The organism is Pedobacter sp. MC2016-24 (assembly GCF_015223055.1).
In the GTDB taxonomy this organism is placed as follows: Bacteria; Bacteroidota; Bacteroidia; order Sphingobacteriales; family Sphingobacteriaceae; genus Pedobacter.
In genome coordinates this window covers 103,677-129,660 of sequence record NZ_JADFBX010000012.1, presented here as the reverse complement: position 1 = coordinate 129,660, position 25,984 = coordinate 103,677, and the positions used below count along the sequence as shown (strand labels likewise).

Annotated in this window: 32 protein-coding genes; 14 read left to right on the top strand and 18 right to left on the bottom strand. The window is 40.7% G+C overall.

Going from position 1 to position 25,984, the window contains the following annotated elements:
- Positions 1-3 precede the first annotated feature (3 nt).
- Complete coding sequence (locus IM797_RS21830; RefSeq protein ID WP_194129316.1) at positions 4-1,560, bottom strand: SusD/RagB family nutrient-binding outer membrane lipoprotein; 1,557 nt, start codon at positions 1,558-1,560, stop codon at positions 4-6.
- A 37-nt stretch (positions 1,561-1,597) separates the two neighbouring features.
- The gene (locus tag IM797_RS21825; protein ID WP_194129315.1) at positions 1,598-4,735 is read right to left on the bottom strand and encodes a SusC/RagA family TonB-linked outer membrane protein; all 3,138 of its coding nucleotides are present in this window, start codon (positions 4,733-4,735) and stop codon (positions 1,598-1,600) included.
- Positions 4,736-5,008: 273 nt separating this feature from the next.
- On the opposite strand from IM797_RS21825, the gene IM797_RS21820 reads away from it, so the two are divergent.
- From IM797_RS21820 to IM797_RS21790, 7 genes are all read left to right on the top strand, one after another.
- The gene (locus tag IM797_RS21820) at positions 5,009-5,428 is read left to right on the top strand and encodes a PepSY-like domain-containing protein (RefSeq protein ID WP_194129314.1); all 420 of its coding nucleotides are present in this window, start codon (positions 5,009-5,011) and stop codon (positions 5,426-5,428) included.
- Between the two features lies 1 nt (position 5,429).
- On the top strand, positions 5,430-6,197 hold the full coding sequence (locus IM797_RS21815; RefSeq protein ID WP_228099033.1) for a phosphatase PAP2 family protein: 768 nt from the start codon (positions 5,430-5,432) through the stop codon (positions 6,195-6,197).
- Positions 6,184-7,440: a TolC family protein gene (locus tag IM797_RS21810; protein WP_194129313.1), complete on the top strand. Its 1,257-nt coding sequence runs from the start codon at positions 6,184-6,186 to the stop codon at positions 7,438-7,440. The genes IM797_RS21815 and IM797_RS21810 overlap by 14 nt, the downstream gene beginning before the upstream one ends.
- 92 nt (positions 7,441-7,532) lie before the next feature.
- Positions 7,533-8,414 (top strand): efflux RND transporter periplasmic adaptor subunit, encoded by an 882-nt coding sequence (locus IM797_RS21805; RefSeq protein ID WP_228099032.1) that lies wholly within the window; start codon positions 7,533-7,535, stop codon positions 8,412-8,414.
- 2 nt (positions 8,415-8,416) lie between these two features.
- Complete coding sequence (locus tag IM797_RS21800) at positions 8,417-11,428, top strand: efflux RND transporter permease subunit (RefSeq protein WP_194129311.1); 3,012 nt, start codon at positions 8,417-8,419, stop codon at positions 11,426-11,428.
- Positions 11,429-11,580: 152 nt separating this feature from the next.
- Positions 11,581-12,258, top strand: a complete 678-nt coding sequence (locus tag IM797_RS21795) for a response regulator transcription factor (RefSeq protein WP_194129310.1) — start codon at positions 11,581-11,583, stop codon at positions 12,256-12,258.
- The gene (locus tag IM797_RS21790; RefSeq protein WP_194129309.1) at positions 12,255-13,505 is read left to right on the top strand and encodes a HAMP domain-containing sensor histidine kinase; all 1,251 of its coding nucleotides are present in this window, start codon (positions 12,255-12,257) and stop codon (positions 13,503-13,505) included. Before IM797_RS21795 ends, IM797_RS21790 begins: the two co-directional genes overlap by 4 nt.
- Positions 13,506-13,604: 99 nt before the next feature.
- On the opposite strand, the gene IM797_RS21785 is transcribed toward IM797_RS21790, so the two are convergent.
- From IM797_RS21785 to IM797_RS21765, 5 genes are all read right to left on the bottom strand, one after another.
- Positions 13,605-14,357, bottom strand: coding sequence for an SDR family NAD(P)-dependent oxidoreductase (locus tag IM797_RS21785; protein WP_194129308.1), 753 nt, complete (start codon positions 14,355-14,357; stop codon positions 13,605-13,607).
- A 94-nt stretch (positions 14,358-14,451) separates the two neighbouring features.
- On the bottom strand, positions 14,452-15,090 hold the full coding sequence (locus IM797_RS21780; RefSeq protein ID WP_228099030.1) for a Crp/Fnr family transcriptional regulator: 639 nt from the start codon (positions 15,088-15,090) through the stop codon (positions 14,452-14,454).
- A 199-nt stretch (positions 15,091-15,289) separates the two neighbouring features.
- On the bottom strand, positions 15,290-16,342 hold the full coding sequence (locus IM797_RS21775; protein WP_194129307.1) for a sensor histidine kinase KdpD: 1,053 nt from the start codon (positions 16,340-16,342) through the stop codon (positions 15,290-15,292).
- 227 nt (positions 16,343-16,569) lie between these two features.
- Positions 16,570-16,926, bottom strand: a complete 357-nt coding sequence (locus IM797_RS21770) for a hypothetical protein (protein ID WP_194129306.1) — start codon at positions 16,924-16,926, stop codon at positions 16,570-16,572.
- Between the two features lie 186 nt (positions 16,927-17,112).
- Positions 17,113-17,367 (bottom strand): hypothetical protein, encoded by a 255-nt coding sequence (locus IM797_RS21765; protein WP_194129305.1) that lies wholly within the window; start codon positions 17,365-17,367, stop codon positions 17,113-17,115.
- Between the two features lie 310 nt (positions 17,368-17,677).
- Here IM797_RS21765 and IM797_RS21760 point away from each other — a divergent pair, with 310 nt between their 5' ends.
- Together IM797_RS21760 and IM797_RS21755 are read left to right on the top strand one after the other, a co-directional pair.
- Positions 17,678-17,857, top strand: coding sequence for a DUF3606 domain-containing protein (locus IM797_RS21760; protein WP_194129304.1), 180 nt, complete (start codon positions 17,678-17,680; stop codon positions 17,855-17,857).
- 89 nt (positions 17,858-17,946) lie between these two features.
- The gene (locus IM797_RS21755; RefSeq protein ID WP_194129303.1) at positions 17,947-18,183 is read left to right on the top strand and encodes a hypothetical protein; all 237 of its coding nucleotides are present in this window, start codon (positions 17,947-17,949) and stop codon (positions 18,181-18,183) included.
- Here IM797_RS21755 and IM797_RS21750 read toward each other — a convergent pair.
- Positions 18,156-18,467, bottom strand: coding sequence for a hypothetical protein (locus IM797_RS21750; protein WP_194129302.1), 312 nt, complete (start codon positions 18,465-18,467; stop codon positions 18,156-18,158). The genes IM797_RS21755 and IM797_RS21750 overlap by 28 nt on opposite strands.
- Positions 18,464-18,844, bottom strand: a complete 381-nt coding sequence (locus IM797_RS21745) for a hypothetical protein (protein WP_194129301.1) — start codon at positions 18,842-18,844, stop codon at positions 18,464-18,466. Before IM797_RS21745 ends, IM797_RS21750 begins: the two co-directional genes overlap by 4 nt.
- A gap of 419 nt (positions 18,845-19,263) precedes the next feature.
- Between IM797_RS21745 and IM797_RS21740 the strand changes: the two genes are divergently transcribed.
- The 4 genes from IM797_RS21740 to IM797_RS28460 all read left to right on the top strand — a co-directional run bounded on the left by IM797_RS21740 (position 19,264) and on the right by IM797_RS28460 (position 21,180).
- Positions 19,264-19,737, top strand: a complete 474-nt coding sequence (locus IM797_RS21740) for a hypothetical protein (protein ID WP_194129300.1) — start codon at positions 19,264-19,266, stop codon at positions 19,735-19,737.
- Positions 19,738-19,790: 53 nt separating this feature from the next.
- Positions 19,791-19,976 carry a hypothetical protein gene (locus IM797_RS21735; protein ID WP_194129299.1) on the top strand — a complete coding sequence of 62 codons (186 nt, stop codon included), beginning with the start codon at positions 19,791-19,793 and terminating at the stop codon, positions 19,974-19,976.
- 4 nt (positions 19,977-19,980) lie between these two features.
- On the top strand, positions 19,981-20,577 hold the full coding sequence (locus IM797_RS21730) for a hypothetical protein (protein ID WP_194129298.1): 597 nt from the start codon (positions 19,981-19,983) through the stop codon (positions 20,575-20,577).
- Between the two features lie 348 nt (positions 20,578-20,925).
- Positions 20,926-21,180, top strand: a complete 255-nt coding sequence (locus IM797_RS28460; protein WP_228099029.1) for a helix-turn-helix domain-containing protein — start codon at positions 20,926-20,928, stop codon at positions 21,178-21,180.
- Positions 21,181-21,255: 75 nt separating this feature from the next.
- Here IM797_RS28460 and IM797_RS21720 read toward each other — a convergent pair whose 3' ends face one another.
- The 4 genes from IM797_RS21720 to IM797_RS21705 all read right to left on the bottom strand — a co-directional run bounded on the left by IM797_RS21720 (position 21,256) and on the right by IM797_RS21705 (position 22,807).
- The gene (locus IM797_RS21720; RefSeq protein ID WP_194129297.1) at positions 21,256-21,588 is read right to left on the bottom strand and encodes an SdpI family protein; all 333 of its coding nucleotides are present in this window, start codon (positions 21,586-21,588) and stop codon (positions 21,256-21,258) included.
- 44 nt (positions 21,589-21,632) lie between these two features.
- Positions 21,633-22,016, bottom strand: coding sequence for a hypothetical protein (locus IM797_RS21715; protein ID WP_194129296.1), 384 nt, complete (start codon positions 22,014-22,016; stop codon positions 21,633-21,635).
- Between the two features lie 68 nt (positions 22,017-22,084).
- Positions 22,085-22,273, bottom strand: a complete 189-nt coding sequence (locus IM797_RS21710; RefSeq protein ID WP_194129295.1) for a hypothetical protein — start codon at positions 22,271-22,273, stop codon at positions 22,085-22,087.
- 9 nt (positions 22,274-22,282) lie between these two features.
- Positions 22,283-22,807, bottom strand: a complete 525-nt coding sequence (locus IM797_RS21705; protein WP_194129294.1) for a DUF2589 domain-containing protein — start codon at positions 22,805-22,807, stop codon at positions 22,283-22,285.
- On the opposite strand from IM797_RS21705, the gene rhuM reads away from it, so the two are divergent.
- Positions 22,806-22,991 carry a RhuM family protein gene (gene rhuM, locus IM797_RS28790; protein ID WP_194129341.1) on the top strand — a complete coding sequence of 62 codons (186 nt, stop codon included), beginning with the start codon at positions 22,806-22,808 and terminating at the stop codon, positions 22,989-22,991. The two genes, IM797_RS21705 and rhuM, sit on opposite strands and share 2 nt — an antisense overlap.
- A 96-nt stretch (positions 22,992-23,087) precedes the next feature.
- Here rhuM and IM797_RS21695 read toward each other — a convergent pair whose 3' ends face one another.
- The 5 genes from IM797_RS21695 to IM797_RS21675 form a co-directional block, all read right to left on the bottom strand.
- Entirely contained in the window at positions 23,088-23,324 is a 237-nt protein-coding gene (locus tag IM797_RS21695; RefSeq protein ID WP_194129293.1) for a hypothetical protein, read from the bottom strand.
- 57 nt (positions 23,325-23,381) lie between these two features.
- Entirely contained in the window at positions 23,382-24,149 is a 768-nt protein-coding gene (locus IM797_RS21690; RefSeq protein ID WP_194129292.1) for a hypothetical protein, read from the bottom strand.
- Between the two features lie 115 nt (positions 24,150-24,264).
- Positions 24,265-24,783, bottom strand: a complete 519-nt coding sequence (locus tag IM797_RS21685; RefSeq protein ID WP_194129291.1) for a DUF421 domain-containing protein — start codon at positions 24,781-24,783, stop codon at positions 24,265-24,267.
- 147 nt (positions 24,784-24,930) lie between these two features.
- Positions 24,931-25,302: an STAS/SEC14 domain-containing protein gene (locus IM797_RS21680; RefSeq protein ID WP_194129290.1), complete on the bottom strand. Its 372-nt coding sequence runs from the start codon at positions 25,300-25,302 to the stop codon at positions 24,931-24,933.
- Positions 25,303-25,423: 121 nt separating this feature from the next.
- A complete protein-coding gene (locus IM797_RS21675; protein ID WP_194129289.1) occupies positions 25,424-25,957 on the bottom strand; it encodes a hypothetical protein in 534 nt (177 codons plus the stop codon).
- Positions 25,958-25,984: the final 27 nt, after the last annotated feature.

Genomic DNA, 25,984 nt, shown 5'->3' with positions numbered 1-25,984 from the left:
GTTTTAAGGTTTATCCCACCATACGCGGGTGCTAGTTAAATCAGGCCCCTGCCTTTGCAGTGCTTCCTGTAGTTTCGGGTTGGTTGACACTTCGTCTGGTTGATAAGTCAGCCTACGCGGCATCACAGCACCTAAGTTACCAGGCTGCTGACTAACCGGGGCCAGCTGATCATAGAGCTTTGGATATCCGCTCCTGCGTAAATTGGCGAAAGTTTCATACCAGTTGTAATGTGTTTCAATCCAGTATTGGGTATTGATCAATTCCAATGCCTGTGCTTCATTGGCTGGCTGATAAGGATTTAGCCTCAGGTATTCATTGGCCTGCGCCAAAGTGATCACACCCTCGGTACCATAAGCTTTCAACTGATCCATGGCCGCACGCACGCCATTTTCATAATACGTTTTTGCCGTAGTGCTACTGGTGATGATGCGGCGTTCCACACATTCGGCAAGCTGGAACTGCACCTGAGCAAAACTCAGATGGATATATGGGGCGTCATAACGGCCAAATGTGGCATTGTTGGAAACAGAATAGTTGAGGCGGTTTGCAGAAGGAATACTTGCATACGGTGCCTCTTCAGCGCGGTCGCCAAATGGAGGCCAGCCTTTCTGCAGGGCAGGATTTTTACTGCCTGGGGTATACACTGTCCTGGAGGCAGGCAGCATCGCAAATACAGACAATCTGGGATCGCTGTGGTTCTTCAACTCATTGATAAAAGGCGAAGTCAGTCTATAGTTATCCGGATACCTGATAAAAATGTGAGCCTGTCCATTGGAAGTTGGATTGGTTGTTCCACCTGTAGAAGAATTGGGCAAGTATTTCACCAGAAAGTTGTCGTCGTTACTCTGCGGAAGGCCGCCGGCAATTGCTTTTTCTATCCATTTCTTTCCGTTCAGCGCATCTGCTTTCATAATGCGCAGCCCTAGTCTCAGCATCAGGCCGTTGGCAAATTTCTTCCATTTGCCCAGATCCCCTTTGTAAACGATATCAGCCAGAACCGGTTTCATTTTACTATCGTCCATGCCGGCTACGGCTTGTTCCAGTTCCTTAAACATGTCTTCGTAAATAACCTGCTGCGGATCGTAAGCAGGGGTAAATGTACGGTCCAGGTAACCTCTGCCCCCTTCAAAGTAAGGGATATCGCCATACAGGTCGGTCAGTTGATGAGCAAGGTAAACTTTAATGATCCTTCCGATCTGGTAATAATTAACCCGTTCAGGATCAGATTTGCTGCGTTCGATAAAATCGACTGTACCCACCAGCGGATTGCCATAAATCCATTCAAAATGATAGCCATGATATCCGCCCGGGGTAGTCACCGCAGCATAGGTTTTACGGTTGGTGACATGCATCACCAATGGTGCTACAAAATCTCCCATGGTATAATAAGTATTGTCCAGCATTTTCAATTCAATGTCCGGCAACATGTAATCAAGATTGGGCTGCGAAACAAAGTCCACACTTCGGTTTACGTCTTCGAAACCTTTATCACATGCGCCAAACAGGCCAGTGAGCAGCATCAGCAGGCAAATGCTGTATTTATTAATTTTGTGTTTCATTTTTCTATCTTTTATCATTGTATAACCTTGAAGGGTGCTACAAACCTAATTTTATGGTCAGACCAAAATTCCTCGTCACCGGATAAACCAATCGTTCAATCCCTTGCGCATTACCACTTGCCACGCTGCTTTCGGGATCAACATTTTTTAGATTTTTATCTTTATAAAGTGTTGCCAGGTTTCGGCCTACCAGCGCCACGCTAGCTGAATTGATGCCAAGCTTTTTAAGTACAGGAGCGGGCAACTTATAAGCAAGAGACAATTCCCTCAGTTTGACAAAACTGGCATCATAGATAAACTCCTCGGCGATGTGTGACAGCTGCTGATAGTATCCTGAGATGCTGCCATATCCGGCCGGCAAGCCAGTAACATCCGTTGTTTTTCCAGGCACGAGTACGGTATTCGGCTCGCCCTTGTCATTTACACCCGCTCCAGTAAGCCCGTCTTCTCGTCCGGCCAGTGTGGCTTTATGCTTACCATTGCCATAAGAAAGGGCATTGGTTTCTGAATAGATGGATGCACCCCATTTCGAATCCAGCAAGGTATACAGCGAGAAGTCTTTGTAGTTAAACGTATTGCTAAAACCAAGCATCTTATTGTAAACTCCGTTGGCAAGAAATTCATTTTTGGTGGTATAAGTCGGATATCCCCTGCTATCGAACACCTTATTACCGCTGTCGTCACGAACGTATTTATAGCCGTAAATACCACCATATCTTTTATTTTCCTCCAGCTGAATGATCACTTCGCCACTTTTAGCCGTAGCTAAAAGAATGGTTGCATTTTCAACCCCATCTCCCAACCTGACTACTTTATTGTCATTGGTTGAAAAAGTTGAACTCATGTTCCAGCTAAAGTTTTGTGTTTTAACCGGTGTAGCCCGTAATAAGATCTCAAAGCCTTTGTTCTGCATTTTACCAACATTCAGAATGGCTGTACGGAAACCCGTACTTCTGGATACCGCAGTTCTTACAATGTCATTTTTGGTTTCCCTGTTGTAATAAGATGCATCAAAACCGATGCGGTTATTGAAAAAATCCATTTCCAGGCCCAATTCATAATCCGTTGATAGAAGTGGTTGCAATTTTCTGTTGGGTACATTGGTTGTACCAATATACTGGAGGTTATTGGAACCATACGCAATCTGTGTCAGGGTATAACTCAGATCCAGCTGGTAAGGTCCGGTATCCCCACTTACCTGGGCTGCGGATGCCCTTACTTTACCAAATGAAATTACCGAAGGCAATTTAAAAGCATCAGAAAACACATAAGAAACAGAAGCCGCAGGATAGAACAGGTTATTGTTTTCTATCGGCAAGGTTGAAAACCAATCGTTTCGTCCGGTTAGCGTCAGGAACAGGTATTTGTTGTATGACAGTTCCATACTACCAAAGAAAGAATTGGTTTTTTGCCTGCTCTTGCTGGTGGTCGGCAATTTGGTAGACAGGTTGTTAAAAGTATAAACACCCGGAACTACAAAGCTGTTACCTGAAGTATTGGCAATGTCACGTGTGCGGTACAAGTTGTTTCCACCCACAAAAGCATTGATTCCAATTTTTCCGATTTCAATCGGGCTTAAGCCCAGGATCGCTTCATAATTGGTTACCACACTTTCCGTAACTGCCTCTTCCAGCTGCCCAAGCGGATAACTGGTATATTGATTTCCGTCTGGGATATAGCGGTTACGATTGGCCGAATAGTAATCCCTTGTCGCACGGCCACGCAAATAAATCCATTTATTGAGGTTATATTTTAAACTCACAGAACCGGTCAGCCTGTTTTTGGTGTCTACCTGTTTAGTCTTGTTGACCACGTAATACGGATTGGAAATGCTGTTTGCGTAACTGAATTCTTTTCCGTCCGGCCCGTAACCCGGCATCAGATTGGCCACATCAATGCTACCCGGCATATAAGCTAAAGAATAAAACAAGTTGGAAACATTACCACCAATAAAAGGTCTGTTGTTGGCTTTCTCCATGGTATAGTTGAGCACAACGTCTGCATTGAATTTGCCAAACGTAGAAGAAGATTTGGCATTCAGGCTAGTCCTGTTAAACAAGGCATTCGGAATGATGTCCTTGTTCCTGAGATCGGAAACCGACATCCGATAATTGTGATTGGCCGAGCTTCCAGAAACCGCTACCGTATTGGTAATGGTACTCCCGGTATTGAAAAACCTTTCGTAATTATCTTTAACCGCAGTAAATGGGCGCGTCACGCCATCAAACTGCATGGAAGGTGAACCGTCAAATTTGGCACCCCAACTGGAGGAGCTAAAAGCTTCCTCCGGTGTTGCGGGTGGTTCATCACCCGTACCACTTTGTCCGTATACATATTGAAAGTCTGTGGTATTGATCAGTTTATCCAGTAAAAGTGAAGAACTGACTTCAACATTGGCTTTGCCATTGATAGATTTTCCTTTTTTGGTTGTAATCAGGATCACTCCGTTAGCAGCCAGGGAACCATACAAAGCTGCGGCGGCATTACCTTTAAGTACACTTATACTTTCCACATCATCCGGATTGATCGCTGTAAGACCATCGCCGTAGTCTACCCCGCCATAAGCATCAGGTCCGCCCAGACTTTCTGAGTTTACCGGTATACCATCAATCACCCACAAAGGCTGATTGTTACCCGTCAGGGACGATCCGCCACGGATCACAATTCTTTTGGTACCGGCCACACCATTGGCAATGTTACCCACATCCACGCCTGCCACTTTCCCGGAAAGCGCATTGATGATATTAGGTGTCTGAACCGAGTTCACCTGCTTCCCATCGAGGGTGGCCACTGAATAGCCCAGGCTCCTGGCGTTTCGCTCCATATTTAAGGCTGTAGTCACCACCACTTCCTGTAAACTATTGGCATCAGTTGCCAGACTTACATTGATTGTGTTCTGGTTTCCGACCAGCACCTCCTTAGTTTTAAAACCGATATAAGAAAAAACCAGGATTGCTTGCCTGTTTTTTACCCTGACGGTGAAATTACCATTTCCATCTGTACCCTCCCTTAGACTCGAACCTTTGGTTGTTATCGTTACACCAGCGAGGTAGCTTCCTGTTTCATCAGTGACTTTCCCCTTGATGACCACATTGTCATTCTGAGCCTTAGCTGAAAAACCCGCGGAGAGAAGAGCAATCAGAACGAATGTAAAAAAAGTAAAAATTGATCTCATTCTTTTTAGTTAAAGTGTTTGTTTGAATTATGCCCCAAAAGTAGAGTTAGCCTCTTGGTCAGAAATCTGCTTATCAATTGATTCTATATACTTTTTTAACACAATTCAGGGCAAAAACACACTTTAACACTGTGTTAACACCAATAAAATACACACTTAACATCCGGACGAACATTTGCTGCATAATTAGCACCATTCGTAACCATCTTCAGAGCTAAATCCAGAATTTCTCCATAATTGACATTTAGCTTAGCTTAAAAAAATCAAAGAATTATGAAAGCAATACTCCTGTTAATTGCCTGTATAACCGGTATAACTCTGAGCGCGAACGCACAAAAAATTACAGCAGCAAAAGTACCTGCAACAGTTAAAACTGCATTTGCCAAAGCACATCCAGATGTAAAAACGGTAAGCTGGGAAAGGGAAAAAAGCAGTTTTGAGGCAGGCTTCAAGCTAAATAGCCACGAAATGTCTGAAATTTATTCTCCCAAAGGAGTCCTTGAGGAATCTGAGACAGAAATCACCATTGCTGAATTACCAAAACAAGCCAGCAATTATCTGGAAATTCATTATAAAGGCGTCAAAATAAAAGAAGCTGCTAAAATTGTCAAAGCCAGTGGCGTGGTAAATTTCGAAGCAGAGATTAAAGGCAAGGATATTCTTTTCGATGCCAATGGCAACCTGATCAAATGATATGAAAACACTATTCTTTTACCTGATAAGTTTAACTATCCCGGGGTTTTGCATGGCGCAAAATCCGGATAGTTTATCCAGAGCAAACTTGACTCTTGATATCCATAACGATTATAAGTTTAAGGTGAAAAATTTTATAGTGCCGGCGATATTTATAGGATACGGATTAGTCTCACTGGGCGATAATAATGTAATCAGAGACCTTGATTTAACTACCAAGGATGAACTACAGGAAGATCATCCTTTATTTGCTGCTCATGCAGATGATTACCTGCAATTCGCACCGGCCGCGGCTGTGTATGGACTGCATCTGGCAGGCATTAAAGGAAAGCATTCCCTGGCCGATGCGACCGGATTATATCTTTTATCAGAAGCCATCATGGGTGGAACCACACACAGCTTAAAATCATGGACGCACCGGCTAAGACCGAACGGCTCAGCATATAACTCCTTTCCTTCAGGACACACCGCCAATGCTTTCGCTTCTGCTGAATTCCTGAACCAGGAGTACAAAGACACCTATCCCTGGATCGGTTATGCGGGATATACCGTGGCCACGGCAACCGGGCTGCTCAGAATGTACAACAACAAGCACTGGTTGAGCGACGTAGTTGCAGGAGCCGGCTTCGGCATATTATCCACAAAGCTTTCTTATCTAATATATCCCAAACTCAAACGACTCATTCTGGGTAAAGGGAGCACTAACTATAACCTGACCCCCTCCTATCAGCAACACAGTTTTGGATTGTCATTCAATGGAACCTTTTAAAAAGTATCTGTATCTGGGGCTGCTGGTGCTTGGATTCACCACCCAGGCAATCGCGCAGGATCAGGAGAAAAAAAATCTGGATTTCTACCTCACTCAGGCAACCAGCACCTCACCGCTGATCAAAGATTTCCATAACCAACTGATGATGAACAAAATTGACAGCCTACGCCTTAAAGCGAGATATGGACCACAGGTAACGGCGAGTTCTTCAGGGTTGTACGCACCCAGAATCAAGGGTTATGGTTTTGATGAGGTCATGACCAATGGCCAGTCTCTGGATGCGTTACTCAATGTCAGCTATGCCCTAACCGGGAATAATATCAGAACCAACCAGGCGCAGGAATTAAGTTTGCAGCGCGACTCGCTGAGTTACGCCATCAGAATCTCCAAGCTAGACCTGCAAAAAGCCATCACCGAACAATATATACAGGCCTATGAAAGCCAGCAACAGGTTGAATTCAGTCTGGAAATCGTCAGCCTGTTTGAAAAGGAAGATGCTTTGCTAAAGCAACTGACCCGTTCCAATGTCTACAAACAAACTGAATATCTTACTTTTCTGGTCACTTTAAAGCAGCAACAAATACAATACCGTCAGGCCCAACTGCAATTTAAAACTGACCTGGCCAGCCTCAATTACCTCTCCGGAATAAATGACAGTACAACTGCTACTCTCGCTGAGCTGACCTTAGAGCAAGATGTCATCCGACAACAGGGAGACAGTTTTTTCGTTACACGCTTCCAAATCGACAGCATGAAAGCCGTCAATGAAAAGAAAGCCGTTAAGCTGAGCTATAAGCCTAAACTAAATCTTTATGCAAATTCGGGATACAACTCATCACTGTTATTGCAACCATACAAGAATTTCGGTGCCAGTGCCGGCTTTAGCCTGTCCATCCCCATCTATGATGGCCATCAAAAAAAAATGCAGCAGGACAGGATTGATTTGCAGGCCAGGACAAGTTCAGCCTACAGGAATTTCTTTCTGATCCAGCGGCGCCAGCAAATCGACATGCTTTACCAACAGATCCAGGCCACAAACCAGGTATTCAGTCAAATCAATGAGCAGATCAAATTGAGCCGCGGATTGATCGATGTGGACAGTAAGCTACTGCGCACCGGGGATGTTAAAATCTCAGATTTTGTGATCGCTATCAATAATTACATGGCAGCACAAAACGCCTTGCGTCAGACCAATATAAAACGGTTAAAACTCATCAGCCAACTCAATTACTGGAACCAATAAGGCGGCTGGTTAACATGCTATAAATTATGACTTTAAATAAATTCATTACTAACAGCTCCTTGTTTTTTCTCACGATAAGCTCGACGATTGTTATGGTATCATGCGGCCAGCAGACTGATACGGTTACTGATACAGTTGCTGAGGTCATTTCACCTGTCGAGGTGACCACCATCAGCCGGACGGCTCTGGCCGAATACACAGAACTAAGTGCAGTATCATCCTACCAGCAAAAAAGTTATGTAAAGGCCAATATAAACGGATATATTCAGTCTGCAAAGGCCGTTGTCGGAAACAGGGTGACAGCGGGAAGCCTGCTCTTTAGCCTGATTACCAAAGAAGCCCGGGCGATTGGCAATGCGGTCAATCAACTCGATCCAGGGCTCAGATTTTCCGGGGTCTCGACTATTCGTGCCGATCAGAGTGGGTTTATCACCTCGGTAAGTCACCAGAAAGGTGATTATGTTCAGGATGGTGAAGCACTTGCTGTAATCAGCAACCAAAACAGCCTGGTATTTTTATTGGACTTGCCTTACGAACTGCATCGCCTGCTGAGCAACCAGCAAGCGGTAGAAGTGTTGCTCCCAGACGGGGAAAGGCTTGAAGGACAGATCAGCGGCTCACTGCCAGTAGTTGACTCCCTGGCCCAGACCCAGCGCATGATCATAAAAGTGAGCACCCCTCAGCAGATTCCTGAAGGTCTGATCGGTAAAGTTAAAATCCGAAAAGCCTCCAGTCCAAATGCCCAGGTACTGCCCAAATCAGCGGTACTGAGCAATGAAACCGAAGATGAGTTCTGGGTCATGAAAATGACAAATGACTCAACAGCCGTTAAAGTACCGGTTAAAAAAGGAATTGAAAATGACAAGCTTATCGAAATTGTCAGTCCCATATTTAAAAGCAATGAAAGGATCATCAGTACAGGCAACTATGGGATTGCCGATACAGCGAAAGTCAAAGTTGTAAAGCAACTATAGCCATGAAAAACTTCTTTATCACCCACCGAAACCCGCTGCTTGTCATCTTAATCCTGATCATTACCGGAGGCGGGTATGCTTACCAGCAATTGAAAACCTCACTTTTTCCAGAGATTACTTTTCCTAAAATTAAAATCATAGCGGAAGCAGAACTGCAGCCCGTAGATAAAATGGTGACTACAGTTACCCGGCCACTGGAGAACGCCATAAAACAGGTTCCGGATCTAAAACTGATCCGTAGTACCACATCACGGGGAAGCGCGGAATTGTCGGCCTATATGAATGAGGGTGCAGATATTGACTTGAGCCAGCAGCGCATTGAATCACAGATTGCCAAGATCAATGGGAGTCTGCCACCTGGACTCCATATATCCGTAGAAAAAATGAATCCTTCTATATTGCCTGTAAGCGGTTATAGCCTGGAGAGCAACACCAGGTCACCGATGGAGCTCAAACAGATCGCCAATTTTACGGTAAAGCCATTTCTTTCCCAGGTAGACGGTGTTTCGGAGATCCGCATTATCGGCGGAAAGACCAAAGAATACTGGCTGGAGCTGGATCAGCAAAAAATGAGTAGCTTATCTATTACCGCTGATCAGCTGAGTACTGCGCTGGGGCAGACCAACTTTATCAAATCAAACGGCTACCTGTCAGACCACAATTACATGTACCTGTCTGTCACTGATGCCACGGTTAAAACCAAATCTGATCTGCTGGAGCAGATCATCAGTAAAAATGGAAACCGTCTGGTACGTGTGAGTGACATCGCAAAAGTAAGCATACAGGAAGGAGTCGAATATACAAAGATCAATGCCAACGGCCAGGACGGCATATTAATCGCAGTGATCAAGCAGCCCAACGCCAACCTGGTCGATTTGTCGAGCCAAATGACCAGAAAAGTTTCAGAACTTCAAAAGATCCTTCCTGCCGGGGTAAAAATAAAACCCTATTATGTACAAGCGGATTTTGTGAATAATGCGGTAAAAAGCGTGAGTGACAGTTTGCTGATCGGGCTGGCACTGGCCATCATCGTAGCCATCATTTTTTTAAGGTCTATAAAAGCAAGTGCCGTGATCCTGATCACAATCCCAGTCACACTTTGCCTGACGGTGATTGTGCTGTATGGGATTGGTTATTCCCTGAACATCATGACCCTGGGTGCCATTGCTGCCGCCATCGGGCTGATCATTGACGACGCGATCGTTGTGGTAGAGCAGATCCACCGGACACATGAGGAGCACCCCGATGAACCTACGCTGAATTTACTAAAAAAAGCAATCAGTTATCTTTTCCCGGCAATGCTGGGCTCCTCGATCAGTACAATGGTCATCTTTATTCCTTTCAAGCTGATGACTGGTGTGGCAGGTGCTTATTTCCAGGTCATGACCAACACCATGATCATTACCTTGGTCTGCTCTTTTTTTGTGACCTGGATTGGTTTGCCTGTCATCTATTTGATGCTGACACGTGATATTTCCAAGAATTCCGTTAAGGCAATAGCTTTTCATGAAGTCAAAAATCAAAAGTGGGTCGGCTATTTTATCCGCCGTCCGTACCTCAGTATGATTTTTATGCTGGTACTGGCTGCTAGTATTGTTCTCGTGTTTCCGCATTTACAAACCGGCTTTTTACCTGAAATGGATGAAGGCAGCATTGTTCTGGACTACAATACTCCTGCCGGAACCTCTCTGGAAGAAACAGACAGGGTGTTGAAAGCGGTAGAAAAAAAACTGGTGAAAATTCCCCAGGTACAGGCTTATTCCAGAAGAACGGGAACTCAGATGGGCTTTTTCATTACAGAACCCAATAGCGGAGATTACCTGATCCAGTTAAAGCAAAACAGGGCCAGGACTACCGAACAGGTTACCCAGGAAATCCGTGCAATGATCGAAAGTACCCAACCCTCGCTAAAGGTAGATTTCGGCCAGGTTATCGGAGATATGCTGGGTGATCTGATGAGTTCAACCCAGCCCATCGAGATTAAGATCTTTGGCAATGACCAGGACAAACTCCAGCAATTGTCAAAGCAAGTATCCGCTATTGTGGTCAAGGTACCTGGTACAGCCGATGTATTCGATGGAATTATATTGTCCGGCCCTTCAGCCGAGATCCAGCCGGATTTTGCTGCGCTATCCAGGTATGGCATTACCCCTGCCAATTTTCAGGCCCAGGTGCAGACAGCCATCCAGGGAACAGTAATCGGATCAATATACGACACGCAATTGTCCCCTATAAGAATGATTTATCCTGATAGCAGGAAATCAGGCATTTCTGCGCTCAAGAATTTAAAGATAGCCATTTCAAATGGCAGTCTGCTTCCCGTTGCTACCCTGGCCAAGGTTGAGCTAAAAACAGGAACGGCCCAGGTAGAACGGGAAAATCTGCAGTCGGTTGGTGTGATCACCAGCAGGCTCGACAACCGCGACCTGGGCAGTGTAATGAAGGATATACAAGCCGCAGTGACTCAAAAAGTAGCATTACCATCCGGTTATCACATCGAATATGGAGGCGCATACGCCCAGCAGCAGCAATCCTTTAAGGAATTGCTGACCATATTGATCGCCTCCAGTTTGCTGGTCTTTAGTGTGATCCTGTTCCTGTTCCGGGATTTTAGAATTGCGCTGCTGATCCTGTTGATTTCTGTTTTGGGAATTTCAGGAAGTTACCTCGCCTTATTGCTTACCGGAACCCCATTGAATGTAGGAAGCTATACCGGACTGATCATGATCGTAGGAATTATCGGTGAAAATGCCATTTTTACCTTTTTGCAATTCAAGGAATCACTACATAAAAAAAGTGTAGAAGATGCTGTAATTTATGCCATATCGGCAAGGTTAAGGCCAAAACTGATGACCGCGCTGGGTGCTATCATCGCGTTATTCCCCCTGGCTCTTGGAATTGGGGCGGGCGCACAACTGCACCAGCCGCTGGCCATTGCTGTCATTGGTGGATTTATAGTGGCCATGCCACTATTGCTGATCGTATTGCCAAGTATGATCAGGAAATTTTATTGAATATCCCAATTTTGGGTAGAACCGCAGCGGCAGCGGCAAAAAAAGCTGATCGTAAAGCTTAAATCCACCACATATGTATTATCTTAACTGTGATCAAATATAAACACTCAAAATTAATCCAGTATGGATGCATTTCTTACAACTATTCAGCTATGAAACTACTCATTATAGAAGATGAAAAAGAACTTTCAGAGAGCATAAAGAAATATCTGGCTTCTGAAAAATTCATTTGCGAAACGGCTTACGATTACCATACTGCAATGGAAAAGATCCATATCAATGAATATGCCTGCATTCTTCTGGATATCACCCTACCCAATGGCAATGGGCTCGATATTCTTAAAGAACTAAAACGAATAGAAAAGACTGATGGCGTCTTGATCATAAGTGCAAGAAATTCATTTGAGGATAAAATTAGAGGTCTCAATCTGGGAGCAGACGACTACGTAACCAAACCCTTTCACTTACCCGAACTTGGTGCCCGGGTAGCCGCCATAATTCGCAGGAAATCTTTCGACGGAAGGAATCAGATCATTATCGATGAGCTCGTTTTGGATCTGAATGACAAGACACTTAAATTCAATGATCAATTGATTACCCTCACCAGAAAAGAATACGAACTCTTACTGTATCTGTTAAGTAATAAAAACAAGGTCGTCACTAAAGAAGCCATCGTAGAACACCTCTGGGGTGACGACATCGACATGGTCGACAGCTTTGATTTTATTTACTCTCATGTTAAAAATCTGCGTAAAAAGCTCATCCAATCCGGAGCGCCAGATTATATTAAAGCGGTATACGGCATGGGCTATAAATTTGCCCAGCGATGAAATTATTCACCAAATACAATCGGATTAACCTCGCTGCAATGGCAATTGTGTTCCTGATTTCAGGAACCATATATTATATACTGATCAGTAGCGTACTCATTCATGAACTGGACGAAGCTTTAGGAGAGTATGAAAAAAGAGTCGAAAAATACGTAAGCCAGAAAGATTCATTACCGGTTTTTAAGAATTTTGAAGAGGTGGAAGTTGCGTATCAGCCGGTCAAAAAAAAGCGCAGTAAAGGCATTAGTTCGATTGAAAGATATGACCCGGAAGAAAAAAAAGTGGGAACTTACCGGCAACTGGTATTTTATCAAACCTTAAAGGACAAAATTTACGAAATCAAGGTTGCCAAACCTGTAGAAGGTACCACACTGCTAACCAATGTGATTGCATACAGCACACTGGCGATGATCTTACTGATTATTTTAGTATCCATATTACTCAACCGTTTTATCCTAAAACGGTTATGGCAGCCGTTCTACACCACAATGAATGAATTGAGCGGATTCAAGGTAGCAGGAGAAACCACGCCTTTACTACCCGATACAGCTATTGAGGAATTTACTTTAATGAACCGCAGCCTGCTGGAGGTGACCAACAGCGCCAGAGCAGACTACAAAACACTAAAAGAATTCACAGAAAATGCAGCGCATGAAATGCAGACCCCACTGGCTATCATCCGTTCCAAACTGGATCTGATCATACAGGAGGAGGGACTTTCTAAAGATCAGGGTCTGGCTATGAAAAGTGCTTATGCCGGGATTCGCAGGCTAAGTAAACTTAACCAGTCCTTATTGTTGCTGGCCAAGATTGAGAACAAGCAATTTCAGGAAACTGAGCTTATCCATATGAAAGCGTTGCTGGAGGAAAAAGTTGAACAATTCGCAGAACTGTGGGCGGGATATTCCTTTACAGTGCATACGACGCTACAGCCGGCCAGCTTCACCGCCAATCCTGAACTTATTGATATTCTTTTGAGTAATCTCTTCAGCAATGCCAGCAGGCATAATGTAGAGAAGGGAAAGATTTATCTTGTACTTGATCAACTTGGAATGTCTATATCTAATACCTCAAAATCCGGGGAGCTGGACAAGACTAAATTGTTCAACCGTTTTTATAAGGCAGATCATTCCAGTCCGCACAACGGCTTAGGGCTAGCTATTGTCCAGCAAATCGCTGATCTTTCAACATTAAGCCTCAAATACGAGTATAAAGGTGATTTTCACATCTTCAAGATATCCTGGTAAGCTTTCGAATCTTGTTGACCCAAAGTGACCTTCATGCCTTTTGAAGCACCTGTAACAACAGCCACTTTATTTATTAATCTTTCCATTTCGAATTATTTTTTACTTAGATAAATAGGTCATGCCACCATCTACAAGGAGTTCGGCACCCAACATAAATGAAGAATCATCAGAAGCCAGGAATACCGCTGTTTTACCGATATCAGATGGTTGTCCTATTCTGCCAATCGGCATTATACTGGCAAAGTGTGTTTTTAAAGCTTCAATTTGTTCCGCAGGCACGAATTTGTCAAATGCTGGCGTATCAGTTGTTCCCGGTGTAATTACGTTTACTCTTATTTTTCTATCTATAAGGTCATTTGAAAACGCTTTTGCCAAAAAGATCACAGCCGCTTTTGCAGCACCATAAAGCCCAAATGAAGAGTAGGCACGATGTGCCGCATTTGATCCGATCAGAATAACGGAACCTCCATCGTTCATATAAGGCAGCGCTTTTTGCAGCGTGAAGTAAACACTCTTTAAGTTTAGGTCTATGGCTTTGTCAAAATCAGCTTCGGTAGTATCTGCCACGGTTCCGGTAGTTCCGGCACCCGCGTTCGCTACAACTACGTCTATCTTACCAAATTTCTCAGCGGTTTCTTTAAATACGCGCTCCAAATCGGCCAGGTTGGTTACATCTGCATTGATGGCTATAAAATCATCACCGAGATGTACCGCAGCATTAGCCAGGGTTTCCTTGTTTCGGCCAACAATGGCTCCAACTGCGTCTTCATTTTTAAATGCTTCCGCAATACCAAATCCAATACCACTATTACCGCCTGTAATTACAGCGACTTTATTTTTTAACTTATTCATGATTTTTGTGATTTAATTAACATACCCAAAGATGCGGCCTCTTAAGGGGCTGGATCTTGACTTTAGTCATTAAATACACATGATAAAAATCAATTTATTTCAAAGCGTTCTTCCTTATCCTGCTTAAAGTCTCGGGAGATAATCCCAGGTAAGATGCGATCATATTTTGTGGAAACCGCTGTAGAAAATGTGGATATTCATTAATCAATTCCTGGAAACGCTGTTCGCCTGATTGGCTTATAGCAGACTGCATCCTTTTCTGTGCCGCAATAGTATAATTTTGACTAATCACGTTCTGCATTGCCGCAAAAGCTGGAATAGGCTTTATAAACTCATCCACAAGCGCATTCGTTATCTGAAGAATTTCCATGTCCTCCAGTGCCTGGATATTAAACCGACTTGGTGTTAATTGGTAAAAGCTTTCAAAGTCGTTCAGCCACCAATTCTCGACACTTAATTTTAGAATATGTTCGTGCCCTTTTTCATCAACTGTAAAGGTTCTGGCCGATCCTTTTACAACAAACCCTGTATACTTACATACATCTCCTTCTTGTAAAAAATATTGTCGCTTTTTTAGTTTCTTAGACTTGAAGTGCCTCATAAAGATTTGTTTCTCGTCAGCTGAAAGTACTTTACCAGAAAGTTTCTCTACATAATCAAAAAGCGGTGTAAAATCGGACATCATATAAATACCTATAGGAATGAGATCAAAAATAGCCTTTTTTGATCTCATTCCTATAGCATTCTGTCAGGTGTTAAAAACAGTACCCCGAAAAATCATATCCTTGTAGGGTTTGGTAAACATTGAATTCTTTTTAATTATCTTAAAAATCTCCTTTTTCAGTTTAATTACTTCAGTGCTTGCTAAATTTTTATCCTTCTGGCCGTATATAACCAAAGGAGACATGAAAAACAGGAAGAAATGTAAGTGATTACATTTTTTTAGGAAACTCTATAAAAAATGAAGTGCCCACGTCCTCCTTGCTTTCACACCAGATTCTGCCACCGTGCCACTCTACAATTATTTTCACTATCGATAAGCCGAGACCAATAGTTGGTTCGCCCTCTAAACCCGGCCTGCCGGCAACGGTAAACTTATCAAATACATTAGGCAATAAATGCTTAGGAATTCCAATACCATCATCTTGAAAAATCAATCTAAAGAAATCGCCATGATCTTCCAACATTAAAAATATGTTCCCTCCCGCCTTGGTAAATTTAAGTGAATTGGAAACCAGGTTATTCATGATCTGCATAAATTTAGCTTCATCTAAATCTGCAAAAAGTTGCCGTTGTGCAGCATGTAAAACAAAGTTCCTTGCTGCTGTCCGGGATGATAGACGGCATTCCTCCAGATATTCTGTCAGCTTTAATACAACATCAATATTTTTTTTAACTACAGAGGTTTCGAGCGTATCTAAAAATTCTCTTGAAACGAGGTCTGTAATCAGGCCTACACACTGTTCAATAATTGCAGATATATGTTGCGTTTTATTCACAATAGACGCATCAGTAATTCTATCTTCCATAGATCTGATTAACGAACGCGCGATGTTTAAAGGCCCTCTTAAATCATGGGCAAGCATCTGCAATACGGAGTTTTTCTTATTGGCATATTTGGCCACAGCAGTCTGGTTATCCACCTCGTCAGTTATTTCATAAAAACTACCAAAAATGATTTTCCCCTCGGGCTGCATATCTGATAAAAAAGGAGTTACTGAATACCACCGCTGTGCATCCGTGGTACCCAATTTGAATCTAACCACACCAAGAAATTCGCCGTTTAAAAGACGAATGTAACTTTCCTTAATGTGAATTAGATCTTCGGGATAAATTCGTTCCAAAATCGCATCTAAGGAAAAATTTTCAGCTGATAGGCCAAATGATTGCAATATTGTGTCTGCTATAAAATCAAATTTTCCTTCTTTCAGATCATATGCAAAATGAACATTTTTCAAGCTTGCTTTATCCTTAAAATTTATCATAGGATGTACTATTTCGTTTTTTAATATAATCGTCCCTTTATGCTCATAAATTAATATTAACGGATAAATCTTCTTTTTTGTTTTCGCATTACACGGGTAAGTTTTACCACAAAAGCTGGAGCAGATTCATAAACCATGAGCTTAGCTACTTCCGCTTTTACAGGTTCATTAGGACATATAGGAAAGTGATTTATTTAAAACCGCCATAGCGATGCTAGGGCTATTTCCTACAAATCACTCATACGAATTTCACCAAATTTTGTTAACAAGAAAAACAGTTCTTCCAGTTGTTTGGTCAGTGACATCAAGATCACATTACGCATCAATTTTTTCCCAAAGGCAGTATCTTTTTCAGATTTCATTGCAACCAGACTATAAGTTCTTGCTAAAAGGTCACAACATCTTTTTTTAAGTGCAAACTGTTCATCAAGCATCGTATTTGGATCTGCTACCAGGCGCATTCTGATCAAGTTTTTAATCATCGAACTGGACATTTCTATGCGGTCTACTTCCTCATCGGCTTGATAGGGTAAATCTTTTTCTATAACATCTAATAGCGAATCAAAATAATCTAGCTCAGTCATTCGGGTTTAAATTTAGGTAGAAATTGTTGTTAAGTTAAATACGTCACTTTAAGATTGCAAACTTCGCTACATTTTGGCCAGGTTGACTTGCCATTTTTGTATTGAATTCGCTCTTTTACAAAAAATCCAGATAATATCTACACGAATAATTCATTTATTTTCATGTTTTCATTAATCACTTCAATTCTAAAACGCCTGATTAGATGCTGTCAAACTATTTTGTTTCCTATATTTTCTTATTGACCGCTGCAAATAAAAGCAATAAAGCCAAACTGCTAATGATAGCATAAAAGTTGCCACAAGATATTTCACCGGGAAAAGAGGCTTAGTAGTAAGATCAGTGAAATAGTAAATTAAACATATGAAAGAAAATGGAGCAGCAAAGCCGCTCATCCCCATTATTCCCGCAGATATCATTTCTTTGGCCTTCAGATTTTTCATAATGATCAGGTTGGTTTTCTAAAGATAGTAATTATTTAAAACGAACAGTTATAATCCATTAGCATGCCAAGGCCATTATATTCAAGAATGTTACCTGACCAATCAGATTGGTTATGCTTGAACAAAGCATCGGCAACTTCATCTTCCGCCCCATAAAGCCTGGCTGCCGGATATCTGTTGTGCAGGATCTGCTCGCGTGACGATGCATAGAATTTTGCGTACAGGTTAGGCCCAACCAATTTGTCGCAAACCTTTTTTAAACACTTTTTGATGGCGGTTGTTAGTAAGCCTAACCTAAATTAAAAATATCATGGCAGACAACAAAACGAAACAAGATGGCAGAGACGACAGTAAAATCGATGCCAATGACAGTAGCGAAGTCGCTTACGCAGCAAAACAATTCGGTGTAACCAGCGCTGAAATTAAAGCAGCTATTGAAGCTGTAGGAAACTCCAGAGCGGCCGTTAAAAAGCACCTCGGTGGAAAATAAAACTCAGGCCCTGATTTCCAGGGCCTGTTAAAAATGAAACCTGATAAACATATCCTATCCATTTTTGTTAAACCTAAAACAGCTAACGTATGGAACAGTTTAGAATAGAAATCGCAGATGGAACACAGGGTCAATTCTTCGAGATTACAAATTTAGGAAATACACGCTACCAGATCTTTAAAGACGGCGAAAGCCTTGGAACCATACAATTAGATGAGCAAGATCATGCCCATTGCGAAAGCCAGGGTTGCGAACTGGATTTGCCTATACTCAATTCTATACGGGCAGCGATACAAAATTATGAGGATTGGAACCCCAGGGCATAAGGATAAAGCGGTTGTTTTTCGCCATAACAAAGTTCGCTCTCCAGTAAAGTACCCTGGTAGATCTGAAAGCGATAATACAAATCCGGATCTCCGAATTCCCCATATAAATGCCCAATGTGCCTGTCCAATTGTTGAATACTTTCAGCAAAAGGTTGGACATTTTTAAGCCGGATTATAAAATTTGCTGGAGATATGGATTCTAAAGTATCCAATTGCTGGCAGTACAAAGGCAGTACGCGTTTTAAAATTACAGCAAAGTCACGCTTTTTACTCGTTTTCTTCATCTCCTTTTCTGATTCTCCCGATAATATTCAATGACTTTATTCAAAAATGCCTCACCTTTATTGGTCAGTTCATTCAATTCCTGATGATATTGCTCGGTCTTCTGACGGATGGCTTTTTGAAATGCAGTATTTCCACCGCGGGGATCCCGGATGACCATATTTTCAAGCATCTCTCTAATTTCATAATTGTTGTATTCCTTTTCCGCAAATTCTGCCTGAAATTCTTCAGGCGTGTACCAGTTTCCATTTTGCTTATTATAAAGCCAAACCTGGTGCAACATAGCCTCTTTTACAATTGGCATGAGCCTTTTGAAATCTCCGCGCTGCTGGTCAGTATAACTTAAGTTCGGACTTGATCCTGTGTATTTCTTATTCATGATTTCATTTATGCTAGCTCTAACTCTTTCATGATACCTGTATTTATGTTTTACAAAGCTAGTTCAATTCTAAGCGTAAATGCAAATTAATTACTAATATTTTTAGCTTATTTATTTTCGATATTACTAATGTTATTAGCATAATATAAGCATATTATAACCCGTTAAGATGTTTGCCAAATAATGTCATGGAGAGGCGTTCGACTGTTCTTCAATGATTTACATAAAGTTTAAACGGTATTGAAGTTTAAGATGTGTTAAACCAAACGCCTCAATATCCATGTAACATCGACATTTTATTTTCACTTTTTGTCCATAATTTTCTATCTCTAAGCGCATTAAAAAATAAAAAGATGTAGATTGACGGATACCATTTCTAAAATGTGAATAGAATGCCTATATTTCAAATCTGTATATTTATGGAAAGAAACAAAAAAGAATCCTTGGTAAAACTTTTCGCAGGTAACCTGCCCAATCTAAAATTATTCAAATTACTTTTTTTTGGAGCGCTTCTATTCATAACATTTGGTTTTCAAAAAAAAACGGTTATTATTCCAAGCAATATAATTAAAGGGTCGACAGCTAAATTCTCCAGCCCCCCTGAAATTGAGGTTATGACTAGCCAGCAGTTATTTGTAACTGACTTAGTTAAAGTTAATAAAAACAAAGTCAATGTAAAATCAAAGCTCATGGATGCATTTAGAGCTATACGTTACAATACCGACTCAACTAAAGACGATACAGGCTGGCTATTGGTAGATACAGCAAGAAGGTTTACAGCAGGCAGCTACCCTCTTGACCATGAGAACTATGACGAATTAGACTCTTTAATATCAAAAGTAGTTAACATGAAGGCTACATCTTCAAACAAAAAAACTAAGGATCATGATTAGCATAAATTGCTAATCATGATAAGTGTAAGCTGAACTTTTCAAAATCCAAAACCATGAGGTTTTCAAAGCGCCCGAAGTACAAGTATTTATTATGGATGGAGCTAGAGAAAATATTGTATGAAAAAGGACAAGACTTTGATAAATTTTACGATCTGGAAATCGTGGAGAAGTTACCCAATAGAACTTACAAAAAGAATAAAGTTAATTTGTCTATCGTAAATACGGCAATCACATATTAGATTTATGAAGAGATTAGCATCTATATCACTTATTCTCGTCTTTTGCCTATGCACCCAATTAAAAGCGCAAACAGACGAAAAATCTATTGAGCAAACTATTGTCAATTTTTTGCACTGGCATAAAAATCCGGGAATTGATAGTTTAAATAAACACTATGCAATTGTAAAAGAGATTCCGATAAATCAGAAATTAAAACGTCAAACGATAGATAAAAAAGGAGTTGAAAAATACCTGTTATTTTTAAAAAGAAGTAATTATTTATCTGACGCTTATTTAAATAACTTAAGAGGCTATTTTTACAAGATAGGCGAAGGTCTAGATAGGAACCCTGCGATACCGAAAAGTGCTATTGTAAAAATCGATGGTATGGATCTCGATTTCATTCTTCAAACTTTTGAACCGGAGGAAATCTTAGATTTTATAGATCATGGGCTATTTAAGCAAATTGCAATTGTAAGCAATAAAGCAATAGCTCAATTTTATATACCTGATAGTTCAACTAAGTTACTGTTCACATTAACAAAAGTGAATGATAAATGGCTAATTGATGATGTTGGCTACTACATTCAGTTAAAGCGTTCATTATCAGCTTTTTGTTGATCAATTAGCCCATCAAATAGATTCTGGATAATATTGATAAATGTAAAATTGCTGTGCCGAATTGGAACAATTCTAAAGTTCTATGATGTTCTGTTATTACCTCTAATAAAGATTGACCAAATAAAATAAGACAGCCACCCAATTGTTATTTATAGTTTTTCGAAGATGGATGCGAAACTCTTGGTCCATTCTTTTCAATCCATAATTTTAATTCATTAAGTACAATCGGAGAGAATGTCTGATCAATTGTACCATATTCATCAGGTAAACCAGTCACGCTCTCCTGAAAAAGATGGTTTAAATGAGGAATTTCCAAAATATTAAAATTTCGATTTTTAGCTATTGTTAATGAATATTTCTTTACCTAACAGAACGCTGATGGCTGGAAAAGCGAAACCAATGAGTCAGATCAAACAATTATTACGCCTGCACAAACAAGGCCATTCAATTAAAAGCGGTGCCCGTAGCCTGGGTATCAGCAAGAATACGGTAAAGTCGTATTTGATAAAGCTAGCTACTGGTAAACTACCACTTTCAGAGTTGCTGGATCTGGAAGATCCGGTGCTGGAAAACAATATCTTGTGCGTGAGTAATCGAAAATGAGACAGTTGCTACTAGTAACAAGCCCAAAATTATTTTATTCATAGATTCTTTCTTTACTTAACATATTTGTTGTTATCAACTGCGTGATCTTAAATAAGATTCAGTAATTAAAAATGTTAAAATAAGAGTTATAAAAGTAATGCCCAGAAATAATATTGCATTTAGCAATCCCATATTTGGAAAAATAACAATAAATAGTACTTTTTGGATAACTAAAGTCCCGAAGCCTAAAACCATAATTGTTGAAGAAATTCTATTCCCATATTTCCAGGACTCTTCATCTTTCATAGAATTATTTGTTCTATAGCCATAAAATGAATTGATATTTTTTGGCGGAAAAATTCTAAAAATGAGACTAATTACAAAAAGTAATGAAGAAGCGATTAACAACTGAGTATTTCCATCCATAAGGCGATAATTTGATTAATACCCTAATATAGAATAAAATAGAGCTATATTATAATCTGATTGCCCACCCCAGCCTCAATTGATCCAAGCTCCTTTATAAATTCATCTTCGGTTTGGTATGGATTGACGGTAACACTGAAATTGACTTTGGTAAATGAAGTATTTGTATCCTGATCGGTTTCAGATGGTATAAAAACATGGATTACATCATCAATTTTCATTACCCATAACGCTAATGCGATGCCAACAAAAGACAGACCCAACCTTGACAGTGGAGCAATAGCAAGCAAGGGAACATCAAGCGATGCCGCATAAGATTGCTCGGACTGTTGTTCAGGCGTCTTGATCGATATCGTACGCGCTGCACCGCTTTCCTGATCAAAATAATCTTTAAGCAACCCATCATTAAAATCTGCGATCTGCTGCATTGATTTTATAACAGAGTTCCTGGCAGCCATTAGAAAATCATGAAGACTGATCACTTTGCCCATTATTATTACTTTGTTTTTTTGATGTTCTCAAGCTTTTGTACGGCTTTTTCGACAATGGTATTTGACTCAGTGGCTAAACCAATTTTAGAATGGCAGTTCGGACATTCAAAATTCACCCCCAACAACAGTTGGGCGGTATCAAATGGAATTAAGGTTGAGCAATTTGGACAGGGAATTCGTTGTTCTACTTTCATGACATGATACTATTGTGGAAGATTAATCGGCGAAATACTTTGGCTAAAAGCCTCAATCAACGCATTTACACCTCTAGGTAATGGCAATTGCGCAGTATGAATGGCAAATGAAAGTATTGGCCTACCTGCAGCCTTTTCGCCAGACACGATTCCATAAAGTTCTTCTCCACCCTTGCCCCCCTCATTCATTACACCTTTTACTTCTACGTCAAAATTCAAAGTTATTTCATTTACGGCCAAGCTATTCAAAGGAACAATCGTTAGCAACGGTATACTGAACCTGGTGTCTATATTTTGAATGGTTGGTTCAGAATTTTCAGTTGTACCCGCAGCAATTACCCCGCGCGTTAATGTCATTTCAATCATAACAGGTTTATACTGACCCGCATCATCTTTAGTGAAACAAGTTTCAAGCATGAAATCTGTTTGTGCTTTAGCCATTTTGTTATTGGCAGCAATTGCAGCAATAAGCGGTTCAGTTATTAAACCAGATAATTTCTGAGGGCTGTTTTGAAGGTGTTCTTTTTCTTCCATAGTAAAGCGTTATATAAGACGAACATACGGAATTATTAGATCAGTTGGCATTGAATTAGAAGAAGCTTCAACTTGTGCAAAGTTTGCACAAGTTCAAACTGAAGTTTCAAGAACTATTAAAAGAGAAATTAGTCATTACAATCTCGATTTGATCATCTCTGTCGGTTATAGCGTAAATTCGTAGAAAGATTAGAAGAATTAAGAAAGCAAAAAGAAAACCTGCTCAATAACGAGCCCAAGCCCAACGACCAGGTGCTATAAGCCCACTATCAAACCAAAATCACGCTTCACCAAGCTCATTCAGCGGCGGCAGATATTCGGTACCAGGATTCGTTCCATCAGAATTAATACCCAGATCCTCATCTTCATGCCCCTCACTTCCCGCTCTATTTAAGTCCTCATCAAGCGGATACAAATTGGAACTTTTGCGTACACCATCCAGATCAACCTCAGCACCAGATGGACCAGGAATCTGATCAGAAAAGCCAGCCTTTAAATTTGAATTTTGTATTCCCATAACCTATAGATTTTAGTTGCATTGGGAGAACATCAGCAACCATAGAATGTTTTAAAATCAGACTTGTTTTTGAGCAGTATATTCAATCCAACCAGCTGCTAAGAAATAAATTCCATTAAAGAAATAGTAGGTATTATAATCTTTTGAGAAATTGACGAACAGGTTTGAATTGATTGAAATAAGGCTCGCTACAACAATGAGTAAAATGAAGATCAACATCATACAGCCCCCTCTAGTGGTATTTCTTGCAATTTGCTTTTTATCGGCAAAAAGCAAATGATAGGCAAGGTTTATGTAGCTTGCTACAATGATGTATAAAATTTCTGTTGTAGGATTAAAAATATAAAGACCAATTATAAAGACAGAAAAGGCCACAGTTAGAAAAATGGCTCCCAATCTGCCCAAATTTTCATTACTGGCTGCATCAGGGACCAAACGTAAAGTGCTTGAAAAAAATAATATCCCAAAATACGAAAACTGTACCCCATCACCTTTATTCATTGTTGAAAAGCATAGATAAAATTGGATTACTGCCAGGATAATTAAGCTGACTATTACTTTATAATCTACCTTGATTGTTTTTTGTAAGGCTATATCTCTTCGATATTGTTTTTTAACAAGCTCCATAATTAAGTGCTTATCCAATAGCTTTTTTATTCCAACGCCGATAATTACTGCAATGATTATCACAGGAACGAGATAGATCCAATTGCCAATTACCTGTATGATTTTATTTCCTGATAGAAAATTATTCGCTGGTAAAAGAAGGAAAACTATTGCTATAAAAGCCAGGAATCTAAAAATGGTTTTATTCTGCTGATCCAACTTATTTTCTGCTTTTTAATCGTTTTATGAAAATTACTATTTGTATAACCCAATTGCTTCCTGCGGCGCTTTTGCCGTTATTTATTTCCAGTCAGACTTTTATTTTGGATCTCGCTCATTCGTCCTTGTCAATGTCCTCAAGAGAGGTATGCCCGGAGCTTGTCGATTTTTTGATTACCGTAAGTTCACCATTCAGCTCCATGATGACTGCTTCCACCTGATCGACGTCAAGCATTCGGTACTTACGGATTTCTGAGTAAATTTCCTCGCGGGTCAGAACTTCTTTTTTCATAGCCTCCTCTAAAAATTCACCACGATAAAAGACCATTGTTGGAGAGGAATTGATGATTTTTTCCAGGGTACTGGATTCTTTGGCCGTCCAGGCCAAAATATACTGGAGGCCGATGATGATGGCGAGTGCTGCCGCACCTTCGGCTAATGTAACTTTTCCCAATACCATAGAGGACAAAGTGGAGCCTAGCGTGACAGTCACCACAAAATCAAAGGCGGTTAGCTTAGCGAGCGTTCTTTTGCCGGAGATACGGATAAATAAAAATAAAATTAAATAGGCCAAAAGCGCGCAAACAGCTACGTGCCATAAACTTTCCCAATCCTTAAATAGTAATTCTTTCATAGGCTTTTAATATTTGATAAGATCTTTGCCCTGATCTCATCAATATTTATCTTTTGATGTTTTATTGTAGCTGCAGTACATTTGCGCATAAGTACTGAAGGAACAAATCAGCAGCAATAAAAAATAGGTATGTTTCATATCTGTTTATTATTCGGATTTAAGACTTACCCAGCTAATGGCTTCACCGAGTTCGGACAATTCAAATCCCTTCGCATCACCCGGACTCACGTAACTGAAAAGGTCTGTAAATTTTTCTACAGCTTTCTGATCGGTAACAATGGCCATTTTCTTCCAACTAGATAGGTGTTTAATCCCAGCCACCAGATCCTTCCACCAAGCTCCGGCAGTAAAATTTTCCACTGGAGTCTCTAACACCAGCAGGTAATAAATCTCACCATATCGGTCAGTCAAATCTTTCAATCCTGGAAGCAACACATTATCCAGATCATTTTTATCTACTTCGCCGGTAGCGCGAACGCCTAAAACGTATTCAGGCAGGTTATCAATTTTCGTTAACATAGGATGCTCTTTATAAAGGAACAATATTTAGGGACGATGGTTTTAACCCCATCTATTATTGGAGCAGCCCAAATCCCAATCTAAGCTTCAAACAAAAGAAATGGCTAATAAGTAGCGCTGGTTATAGCTCAAAAGGATAGTTAAGCAATAACAGCTCACTGAGCGCATTCAACCTGCTCCGGTACTCCTGCCTAAGCCCTTCACTGATTTCATTTTCCATGTCGTAAATAATATCCAGTTGCTTGTTCAGTTGGGCAAACTGCAACCAGCGTCCAAAATTCAAACCCAGATCTAAAAAATTGTTTCGGCACATTTGCTCCAGGTTATGGTCAAAAAAATAAACTTGATCTTTTTTGTCAAATAACCAAAGATCCCCCTGCCCATTTTGTCCGAACACCCAAAACTCAGCAATTTCCTCAGATGACGACTCTGCTGACCAATAATCCGGATCAGCAAAACCCATCGTTTCGTTATACGACTGCACACTGTCAAACAAAATACACTCCGAAGAAATCTCTACAGTTTTAATGTGCGTAGCAATTTCCCGGTACAGCTCAACAAAAGGAAAATCCAGCAATCTCGGAAAATTCCTAGAAACCTCATGATTTACCAAAAGGTCAATCTTAATATCTGTTATGGGTCGTATGCTAAACATGTTTAAAGATATCATTTAAACACCCCC

Coding starts and splice junctions, on each gene's coding strand:
- IM797_RS21695 (WP_194129293.1), bottom strand. CDS start 23,324: ATGGGAATACAAAATTCAAATTTAAAGGCTGGCTTTTCTGATCAGATT.
- IM797_RS21710 (WP_194129295.1), bottom strand. CDS start 22,273: ATGAAAGTAGAACAACGAATTCCCTGTCCAAATTGCTCAACCTTAATT.
- IM797_RS21680 (WP_194129290.1), bottom strand. CDS start 25,302: ATGTTAACGAAAATTGATAACCTGCCTGAATACGTTTTAGGCGTTCGC.
- IM797_RS21760 (WP_194129304.1), top strand. CDS start 17,678: ATGGCAGACAACAAAACGAAACAAGATGGCAGAGACGACAGTAAAATC.
- IM797_RS28460 (WP_228099029.1), top strand. CDS start 20,926: ATGAATATTTCTTTACCTAACAGAACGCTGATGGCTGGAAAAGCGAAA.
- IM797_RS21795 (WP_194129310.1), top strand. CDS start 11,581: ATGAAACTACTCATTATAGAAGATGAAAAAGAACTTTCAGAGAGCATA.
- IM797_RS21770 (WP_194129306.1), bottom strand. CDS start 16,926: ATGACTGAGCTAGATTATTTTGATTCGCTATTAGATGTTATAGAAAAA.
- IM797_RS21825 (WP_194129315.1), bottom strand. CDS start 4,735: ATGAGATCAATTTTTACTTTTTTTACATTCGTTCTGATTGCTCTTCTC.
- IM797_RS21735 (WP_194129299.1), top strand. CDS start 19,791: ATGAGGTTTTCAAAGCGCCCGAAGTACAAGTATTTATTATGGATGGAG.
- IM797_RS21780 (WP_228099030.1), bottom strand. CDS start 15,090: ATGAGATCAAAAAAGGCTATTTTTGATCTCATTCCTATAGGTATTTAT.
- IM797_RS21765 (WP_194129305.1), bottom strand. CDS start 17,367: ATGAAAAATCTGAAGGCCAAAGAAATGATATCTGCGGGAATAATGGGG.
- IM797_RS21685 (WP_194129291.1), bottom strand. CDS start 24,783: ATGAAAGAATTACTATTTAAGGATTGGGAAAGTTTATGGCACGTAGCT.
- IM797_RS21730 (WP_194129298.1), top strand. CDS start 19,981: ATGAAGAGATTAGCATCTATATCACTTATTCTCGTCTTTTGCCTATGC.
- IM797_RS21745 (WP_194129301.1), bottom strand. CDS start 18,844: ATGAATAAGAAATACACAGGATCAAGTCCGAACTTAAGTTATACTGAC.
- IM797_RS21750 (WP_194129302.1), bottom strand. CDS start 18,467: ATGAAGAAAACGAGTAAAAAGCGTGACTTTGCTGTAATTTTAAAACGC.
- IM797_RS21810 (WP_194129313.1), top strand. CDS start 6,184: ATGGAACCTTTTAAAAAGTATCTGTATCTGGGGCTGCTGGTGCTTGGA.
- IM797_RS21815 (WP_228099033.1), top strand. CDS start 5,430: ATGAAAACACTATTCTTTTACCTGATAAGTTTAACTATCCCGGGGTTT.
- IM797_RS21755 (WP_194129303.1), top strand. CDS start 17,947: ATGGAACAGTTTAGAATAGAAATCGCAGATGGAACACAGGGTCAATTC.
- IM797_RS21790 (WP_194129309.1), top strand. CDS start 12,255: ATGAAATTATTCACCAAATACAATCGGATTAACCTCGCTGCAATGGCA.
- IM797_RS21740 (WP_194129300.1), top strand. CDS start 19,264: ATGGAAAGAAACAAAAAAGAATCCTTGGTAAAACTTTTCGCAGGTAAC.
- IM797_RS21785 (WP_194129308.1), bottom strand. CDS start 14,357: ATGAATAAGTTAAAAAATAAAGTCGCTGTAATTACAGGCGGTAATAGT.
- IM797_RS21830 (WP_194129316.1), bottom strand. CDS start 1,560: ATGAAACACAAAATTAATAAATACAGCATTTGCCTGCTGATGCTGCTC.
- IM797_RS21715 (WP_194129296.1), bottom strand. CDS start 22,016: ATGCAGCAGATCGCAGATTTTAATGATGGGTTGCTTAAAGATTATTTT.
- IM797_RS21705 (WP_194129294.1), bottom strand. CDS start 22,807: ATGGAAGAAAAAGAACACCTTCAAAACAGCCCTCAGAAATTATCTGGT.
- IM797_RS21800 (WP_194129311.1), top strand. CDS start 8,417: ATGAAAAACTTCTTTATCACCCACCGAAACCCGCTGCTTGTCATCTTA.
- IM797_RS21805 (WP_228099032.1), top strand. CDS start 7,533: ATGGTATCATGCGGCCAGCAGACTGATACGGTTACTGATACAGTTGCT.
- IM797_RS21820 (WP_194129314.1), top strand. CDS start 5,009: ATGAAAGCAATACTCCTGTTAATTGCCTGTATAACCGGTATAACTCTG.
- IM797_RS21675 (WP_194129289.1), bottom strand. CDS start 25,957: ATGTTTAGCATACGACCCATAACAGATATTAAGATTGACCTTTTGGTA.
- IM797_RS21720 (WP_194129297.1), bottom strand. CDS start 21,588: ATGGATGGAAATACTCAGTTGTTAATCGCTTCTTCATTACTTTTTGTA.
- IM797_RS21775 (WP_194129307.1), bottom strand. CDS start 16,342: ATGATAAATTTTAAGGATAAAGCAAGCTTGAAAAATGTTCATTTTGCA.